Here is a 7,100-nt window from a genome sequence, read left to right as displayed (position 1 = left end):
GTGTCGACCGAGCAGGGGTGCGCCACCATCCGGTTCTCGGCCACCAGCGCCGCCGCCGTCACCTGGGCGATCATAAAGCCGGAGTTGAGGCCGCTCTCCTTGACGAGGAAGGCCGGCAGTTCGCTCATCTTGGGATCGACGAGGATGGAGGTGCGGCGCTCCGAGATGTTGCCGATCTCGCACAGGGCCATGGCGATCATGTCGGCGGCGAAGGCCACCGGCTCCGCGTGGAAATTGCCGCCCGAGACGACGTCGCCGTCCTCGATGAAGACCAGCGGGTTGTCGGTCACGGCGTTGGCCTCGCGCTCCAGCGTGGCGGCGGCGCTGCGCAGCACGTCGAGCACCGCGCCCATGACCTGCGGCTGGCAGCGCAATGAATAGGGATCCTGCACCTTGGCGCAGTCGTGGCGGTGGCTGTCGCGAATGGCCGAGCCCGCCACCAGAGCGCGCAGCCGCTCGGCCACGGCGATCTGGCCGGGCTGGCCGCGTAGCGCATGGATCCGCGCGTCGAACGGGGCGTCGGACCCCTTCAAGGCGTCGGTCGACAGCGCGCCCGCGGCGATGCCCGCGGCGAACGTCGCCTCGGCGGCGAACAGGCCCGCCAGGCCCAGCGCGGTCGAGCACTGGGTGCCATTCAGAAGAGCGAGGCCCTCTTTGGGCCCGAGGGTGAGAGGTTTGAGACCGATCCGGGCCAGGGCAGCCTCGGCGTCCAGCGTCTCCCCTTTGCGGCGCGCCTCGCCGACGCCGATCAGGACGCAGCTCATGTGCGCCAGCGGCGCCAGGTCGCCTGAGGCCCCGACCGATCCCTTCGACGGGATGCAGGGCAGGACGTCGGCGTTGACCATGGCGATCAGCGCCTGAAGGGTCTCGCGGCGAATGCCGGATGCCCCCTTCGACAGGCTGGCGATCTTCAGCACCATCAGAAGGCGGACGACGCGGTCCTCCAGCGGGGCGCCGACGCCGCAGGCGTGGCTGAGCACGAGATTCTTCTGCAGGGTCTCGAGATCGTCCCGCGCGATCGAGGTGTTGGCCAGCAGGCCGAAGCCGGTGTTGACGCCGTAGACCGTCCGCCCCTCCGCCACGATCGCGGCGATGGTGGCGGCGCCCCGGTCGACGGCGGTCCAGGCCGCGTCGGTCAGCGCGACCGTGCAGGGGGCGTCGAGGACGGCGCGGAGCTGGGCGAGGGTGAGGGGAGACTGGCCGATGATCAGATGGTTCATGGTCAGCCCTTCAGGCTCGGCAGGTTCAGCCCGTGCTCGCGGGCGGCGTCTCTCGCGATCTCGTAGCCCGCGTCGGCGTGGCGCATGACGCCGGTGGCGGGGTCGTTCCAGAGGACGCGCTCCAGCCGTCGCGCGGCCTCGGGCGTGCCGTCGGCGACGATGACGACGCCGGAGTGCTGGCTGTAGCCCATGCCGACGCCTCCGCCGTGGTGCAGCGACACCCAGCTGGCGCCCGAGGCGGTGTTCAGAAGGGCGTTGAGCAGGGGCCAGTCGGAGACGGCGTCGGAGCCGTCCAGCATCGCCTCGGTCTCGCGGTTGGGGCTGGCGACGGAGCCTGAATCGAGGTGGTCGCGGCCGATCACGATGGGGCCGGACAATTCGCCCGAGGCCACCATCTCATTGAACATCAGCCCCGCGCGATGACGGTCGCCGAGGCCGATCCAGCAGATGCGGGCGGGCAGGCCCTGGAAGGCGATCCGCTCGCCCGCCATGTCGAGCCAGCGATGCAGCCCGGCGTCAGCGGGGAACAGCGTCTTCATCGCCGCGTCGGTCTTGCGGATGTCGTCGGGGTCGCCCGTCAGGGCGGCCCAGCGGAACGGCCCGATCCCGCGGCAGAAAAGCGGACGGATGTAGGCGGGGACGAAGCCGGGGAAGTCGAAAGCGTTCTCCACGCCCGCGTCGAAGGCGACCTGACGGATGTTGTTGCCGTAGTCGGTCGTGGGCACGCCCATCTGTTGGAAGGCGAGCATCGCTCGCACATGGACGGCGCAGGATTGGCGGGCGGCGGCCTTGACGAACTCCGGGTCAGACACCCGCCGGTCCTCCCATTCCGCGACGGTCCAGCCTTGCGGCAGGTAGCCGTTGACCAGGTCGTGGGCGCTGGTCTGGTCGGTGACGAGATCGGGCCGGACGCCGCGCCTCACCAGTTCGGGCAGAACATCCGCCGCATTGCCCAACAGGCCGACGGATCTCGGGTTTCCGTCGACCTTCGCCTGTTCGATCAGCGCCAGCGCCTCGTCAAGCGACTCCGCCATGAGGTCGAGGTAGCGGGTCCTCAGCCTCATCTCGATGCGGCTGCGCTGGCATTCGACGGCGAGGCAGGAGGCGCCGGCCATGGTCGCCGCCAAGGGCTGCGCCCCGCCCATACCGCCGAGGCCGGCGGTCAGGATCCAGCGGCCGGACCAGTCGCCGCCGTAGTGCTGGCGGCCCGCTTCCATGAAGGTCTCGTAGGTGCCCTGAACGATGCCCTGGGTGCCGATGTAGATCCACGAACCGGCCGTCATCTGGCCGTACATCATCAGCCCCTTGCGATCGAGCTCGTCGAAATGCTCCCAGGTCGCCCACTTCGGGACCAGATTGGAGTTGGCGATCAGCACCCGGGGCGCGTCCGCGTGCGTCCGGAAGACGCCGACTGGCTTGCCCGATTGCACCAGCAGGGTCTGGTCGGCTTCCAGCGCGCGCAGTTCCTCGACGATCCGGTCGAACGACGGCCAGTCCCGCGCGGCCTTGCCGATGCCGCCGTAAACGACGAGGTCTTCCGGCCGCTCCGCCACCTCGGGATCGAGGTTGTTCATCAGCATCCGCAGCGCCGCCTCGGCGGCCCAGGTCTTCGCCGTCATCTCCAGCCCGCGCGGGGCGCGGACGACGCGACGGTTCGGGGTCTGTTGTTGAGTCATGGCGCTACCTATCCCTTCTCCCCCTGCGGGAGAAGGTGGCCGAGCGAAGCGAGGTCGGATGAGGGGGCCCTCCAGCGGTCGGTGCGACCCCTCATCCGTCAGCCCCCCGATCAAGTCGCAGGGCTGCCACCTTCTCCCGCAAGGGGAGAAGGGGTTATGTGGGTGGATGACAGACTCAGACGCTCTCGGCTGGCGCAGCGTCGCCGATCTGATCGGCGATCATCCCAATGCGCCCGTCGCCCTGATCGGGGCGGGGCTGAACGAACGGTCGCTGACGCCGGGCCGGTGCGACCTCGGGCCGAAGGCGTTTCGGGCGGTGCTGCCGCGGTTCTCCACCTATGACGTGGAGACCGGACGCGAGCTGTCGGGGCGGGTGCATGAAGCGGGCGACGTGCCGCTGAAGGCCCTGTCGCCCGCCGACGCCTTCGAGCCGGTGCGGGCGGCCGTTGCGGCGCAGGCCCCGCGCGCGCTGACCGTCATGATCGGCGGCAACAACGCCATCACCCGGCCGGGGGTGCACGGGCTGGGGCTGGAGCGGACCGGGCTGCTGACGCTCGACGCCCATTTCGACCTGCGCGACACGGATCAGGGCCTGACCAACGGCAATCCGGTTCAGGCGCTGCTGGAGGACGGGCTGGACGGCCGGCGGATCAGCCAGATCGGGCTGGCTCCGTTCGCCAACACCCGGCGCGGGCACGAAAAAGCGAAGGCGGCGGGGATATCGGTCCGGGCAGCGCGGGAGTGCCGGGAGCAGGAGCTGGCCGTCGTGGCCGCGCAGGAGCTGGAACGGCTCTCAGGCCTGTGCGACGTTATCTATGTCGACTTCGACATCGACGTGATCGACCGCAGCCAGTGGCCGGCCTCTCCCGGCGCCCGGCCCGGCGGGGTGTCTGTGCAGGACTTCTTCGAGGCGACGCGCGTGATCGGAGCGCACGCCAAGGTGAAGGCCGTCGATCTGACCGAATACGACCCCTCGCTGGAGGTCGGCGACCTCGGCTCGCTGACGGCCGGACGGTGGTTCTGCGAACTGCTGGCGGGTTTTGAGACGCGATGAGCGGCAGCGAATGATCCCGGCAGACCTGCTCATCAGCGACTGCCGGCTCGCCACCATGGTCGAGGGTGGCGCGGCCTACGGCGCGATCGAGGACGGCGCCGTTCTGATCCGCGACGGTCGTATCATCTGGGCGGGGCCGCGTGCCGACCTGCCCGCCCATACCGCCGAGACCCACCGCCTTGACGGCCGCTGGGTCACGCCCGGCCTGATCGACTGCCACACCCATCTGGTGTTTGGCGGGGACCGGTCGGGCGAGTTCGAGCAAAGGCTTAAGGGCGCGACCTATGAGGAGATCGCGCGGGCGGGGGGCGGCATCGTCTCGACCATGGCGGCGACGCGGGCGGCGAGCGAGGATGAGCTCTACGCTTCGGCGCTCGCGCGGCTGGCGGGGCTGAAGGCGTCGGGCGTCACGACGGTGGAGATCAAGTCGGGCTATGGCCTCGACCGCGAGACCGAGCTGAAGATGCTGCGCGTGGCGCGGCGGATCGGGCGTGAGGGCGGGGTGCGGGTGCGGACCAGCTATCTGGGTCTGCACGCCGTGCCGCCGGAGCACCGCGCCGATCGCGCCGCCTATGTCGATCTCGCCATCGACGACATCCTGCCGGCCGCCCACGCGGAGGGCCTGGTCGACGCCGTCGACGCCTACTGCGAGCCGATCGCCTTTTCGGAGGCCGAGGTGGCCCGGTTGTTCGAAAGGGCGAGGACGCTGGGCCTGCCGGTCAAGCTGCACGCCGACCAGCTGTCGGACGGCGGGGGCGCGGCGCTGGCGGCCCGGTACGGAGCGCTGTCGGCGGATCATGTCGAGCACTCGACCGAGGCCGGCGTGCGGGCGATGGCTGCGGCGGGGGTCGTCGCCGTGCTGCTGCCGGGCGCCTTCCTGATGCTGCGGGAGACCACGCCGCCGCCGATCGAACTGTTCCGGCGGCACGGGGCAGCCATGGCTGTGGCGACGGACTGCAATCCCGGCACCTCGCCGGTGGCGTCGATGACCGCCGCCCTGAACCTCGCATGCGTCCAGTTCCGCCTGACCCCGGATGAGGCGCTGGCCGGGGCCACCCGGGTGGCGGCGAAGGCGCTGGGCCTTGCGGACGAATGCGGCGTCATCGCGCCCGGCATGGCCGCCGATCTGGCCGTCTGGGATATCGAGCGGCCGGCGGAGCTTTGCTACTGGCTGGGCAAGCCGCTGCTGCACCGGCGGTATGCGGGGGGTCTGCCGGCCTAGCCGTCGTGCTGCACCGCGAATCCGGTCAGGCTGCGCTCATGCGCCTGTCCCGAGACCGCACCGAGACCGTCCTGCTGGCCCTGCTGGCGGCCCTGAACCTGGCCATGGCGGGCGCGGTCGTCCTGCTGGTCCGGGCGGTTCTGGCTCAGGGCTGATACAGGGTCCGCGAGGCGAGGTCTGGTCTCGGTCGCTCCAGCGGCGGCTCCGACAGCGTCCCCAGATGGATGAACCCGGCTGCCTGCTCGTCAGGCCCGACGCCCAGCAGCGCCAGCGCGTCGGGATCGTAGCTGTACCAGTCGGTGATCCAGCTGGCGGAATAGCCCAACGCGTTCGCCGCGTGCTCAAGGTTCATGCACGCGGCGCCCGCGGACAGCTGCTGCTCCCAGACAGCGACCTTGTGGCCGACGATGGGGCTGGAAACCACAAGGATGCTCACCGGCGGAGCGGTCAGTTTCGTTAGCACCTTCAGCGCCTTGCCCGGATCCGCCTGTCGGCGGGCGAGCGGCCTGAACGCCTCCGCGAGCGCGGCGCGCCGGGCGGGGCCCATGACCACGAACCGCCACGGGAACAGCTTGCCGTGGTCGGGCGTGCGAGCGCCGAGGACGAGAATCCGGTCGATCTCAGCCGGGGAAGGGCCCGGGGCCGTGAGAGCCTGGGCCGGCGCCGAGCGGCGGGACGCCAGCCGCGCCTCCAGCTCGGCGGACGGGACGGGCAGGGGCAGGGCGCGGCCAAGTTCGGCGTCAGTCATGTGGGGTAGCTAGTCCTCGGCGCGTCTCGGCGCCATATGCGGCGCATGACGGATACCCGCGACCGCTTCGACGCCGACCGACCGCTGCCCTCCTGGGACGACGGGGCCGATCGCCCCCCGCCGTGGCGTTCGGCCGGCGAGAGCCTGATCTTCGAGAACGCGTGGATGCGGCTGACGCGTCACCCGGCTGTCGCTCCGACCGGGCTTGAGGCCGACTATGCGGTCATGCGGCCGAAGAACATCTCGGTCGGGGTGCTGCCGATCCACGACGACGGCTCAGTCACGCTGGTGGGCCAGCAGCGGTTCGCGCTGATGAACTGGTCGTGGGAAATGCCCGAGGGCGGGGCGCCGTTCGACGAGGACCCGATGGAGGGCGCGCGGCGGGAATTGGCGGAGGAGGCGGGCCTGACCGCGGCGCACTGGTTGCCGGCGTACAAGGCCGAGATGGCGAACTCGATCACCGACGAGCGGGCGATGGCGTGGGTGGCTTGGGGGCTCAGCGAAGCGCCGACCGCGCCCGACCCCACGGAAATCCTGCGCGTCGCCCGGGTACCATTCGGCGACCTGTTGCGCGAGATCGGGGCGGGGGCGATCCGCGACATGTTCACGCTGGCGACGGCGCTGAGAGCCTACCATATGGCGCGGGAAGGCGAGTTGCCGCCGGCCTTGGCCGGGGCCATGCTAGCGAGCGTATGATGCGGACGAGGAAACGCTGATGCCGAAGCTGGAGGTCGTTCCTGCCCACGACGGTCCCTGGTCGCTGCTGCGGGCAGCGGCTGAGGAGACCATCCGCGCCGAGCCCCATCTGGCGTCGCAGCTGAACGCCGTTATCCTGTCACACAGCGACTTGGCCTCGGCGCTCAGCTTCCAGATCGCGCGCAAGCTGGGCGACGGCGAGCTGGGGCCGATGTCGATCCGCGAAATCTGCCGCGTCGCCTTCGAGGCCGATACGACGATCGTCCGCGCGGCGGAGGCTGACCTGCAGGCGGTGGCCGAGCGGGATCCGGCGATCAAGACGCTGCTGCAGCCCTTCCTCTATTTCAAGGGCTTTCAGGCGCTGCAGGCGTATCGCGTGGCGCACTGGCTGTGGCGAGAGGGTCGCGAGGCGCTGGCCTTCCACTTCCAGAGCCGCATTTCGGAACTGTTCCAGGTCGACATTCATCCGGCCGCAAGGCTGGGG

Annotated in this window: 7 protein-coding genes; 4 read left to right on the top strand and 3 right to left on the bottom strand. The window is 70.4% G+C overall.

Annotated features, from left to right (window positions below):
* The coding region (gene hutH / locus VGB60_RS08985; protein ID WP_331037927.1) for a histidine ammonia-lyase at window positions 1–1,220 on the bottom strand (1,220 nt) is incomplete at its 3' end.
* 2 nt (window positions 1,221–1,222) lie between these two features.
* Entirely contained in the window at window positions 1,223–2,896 is a 1,674-nt protein-coding gene (hutU, locus tag VGB60_RS08980; RefSeq protein ID WP_331037926.1) for a urocanate hydratase, read from the bottom strand.
* Between the two features lie 166 nt (window positions 2,897–3,062).
* Between hutU and VGB60_RS08975 the strand changes: the two genes are divergently transcribed.
* Complete coding sequence (locus VGB60_RS08975) at window positions 3,063–3,950, top strand: arginase family protein (RefSeq protein ID WP_331037925.1); 888 nt, start codon at window positions 3,063–3,065, stop codon at window positions 3,948–3,950.
* A gap of 13 nt (window positions 3,951–3,963) precedes the next feature.
* Window positions 3,964–5,172: an imidazolonepropionase gene (gene hutI, locus VGB60_RS08970; RefSeq protein ID WP_414644501.1), complete on the top strand. Its 1,209-nt coding sequence runs from the start codon at window positions 3,964–3,966 to the stop codon at window positions 5,170–5,172.
* Between the two features lie 145 nt (window positions 5,173–5,317).
* Here the strand turns inward: hutI and VGB60_RS08965 are convergent, their stop codons facing one another.
* Window positions 5,318–5,920, bottom strand: a complete 603-nt coding sequence (locus VGB60_RS08965; protein WP_331037923.1) for a nitroreductase — start codon at window positions 5,918–5,920, stop codon at window positions 5,318–5,320.
* Window positions 5,921–5,965: 45 nt separating this feature from the next.
* On the opposite strand from VGB60_RS08965, the gene VGB60_RS08960 reads away from it, so the two are divergent.
* A complete protein-coding gene (locus VGB60_RS08960) occupies window positions 5,966–6,616 on the top strand; it encodes an NUDIX hydrolase (RefSeq protein WP_331037922.1) in 651 nt (216 codons plus the stop codon).
* Window positions 6,617–6,635: 19 nt separating this feature from the next.
* Window positions 6,636–7,100: serine O-acetyltransferase (locus tag VGB60_RS08955; protein ID WP_414644500.1), on the top strand; the 465-nt coding region annotated here is incomplete at its 3' end.

The sequence above is a fragment of the Brevundimonas sp. genome (assembly GCF_036399195.1).
Taxonomy (GTDB): Bacteria; Pseudomonadota; Alphaproteobacteria; order Caulobacterales; family Caulobacteraceae; genus Brevundimonas.
Note: the sequence above shows the minus strand (reverse complement) of the source record. Positions and strands in the feature narration are given on the sequence as shown.

Coding starts and splice junctions, on each gene's coding strand:
- hutU (WP_331037926.1), bottom strand. CDS start 2,896: ATGACTCAACAACAGACCCCGAACCGTCGCGTCGTCCGCGCCCCGCGC.
- VGB60_RS08975 (WP_331037925.1), top strand. CDS start 3,063: ATGACAGACTCAGACGCTCTCGGCTGGCGCAGCGTCGCCGATCTGATC.
- VGB60_RS08965 (WP_331037923.1), bottom strand. CDS start 5,920: ATGACTGACGCCGAACTTGGCCGCGCCCTGCCCCTGCCCGTCCCGTCC.
- VGB60_RS08960 (WP_331037922.1), top strand. CDS start 5,966: ATGACGGATACCCGCGACCGCTTCGACGCCGACCGACCGCTGCCCTCC.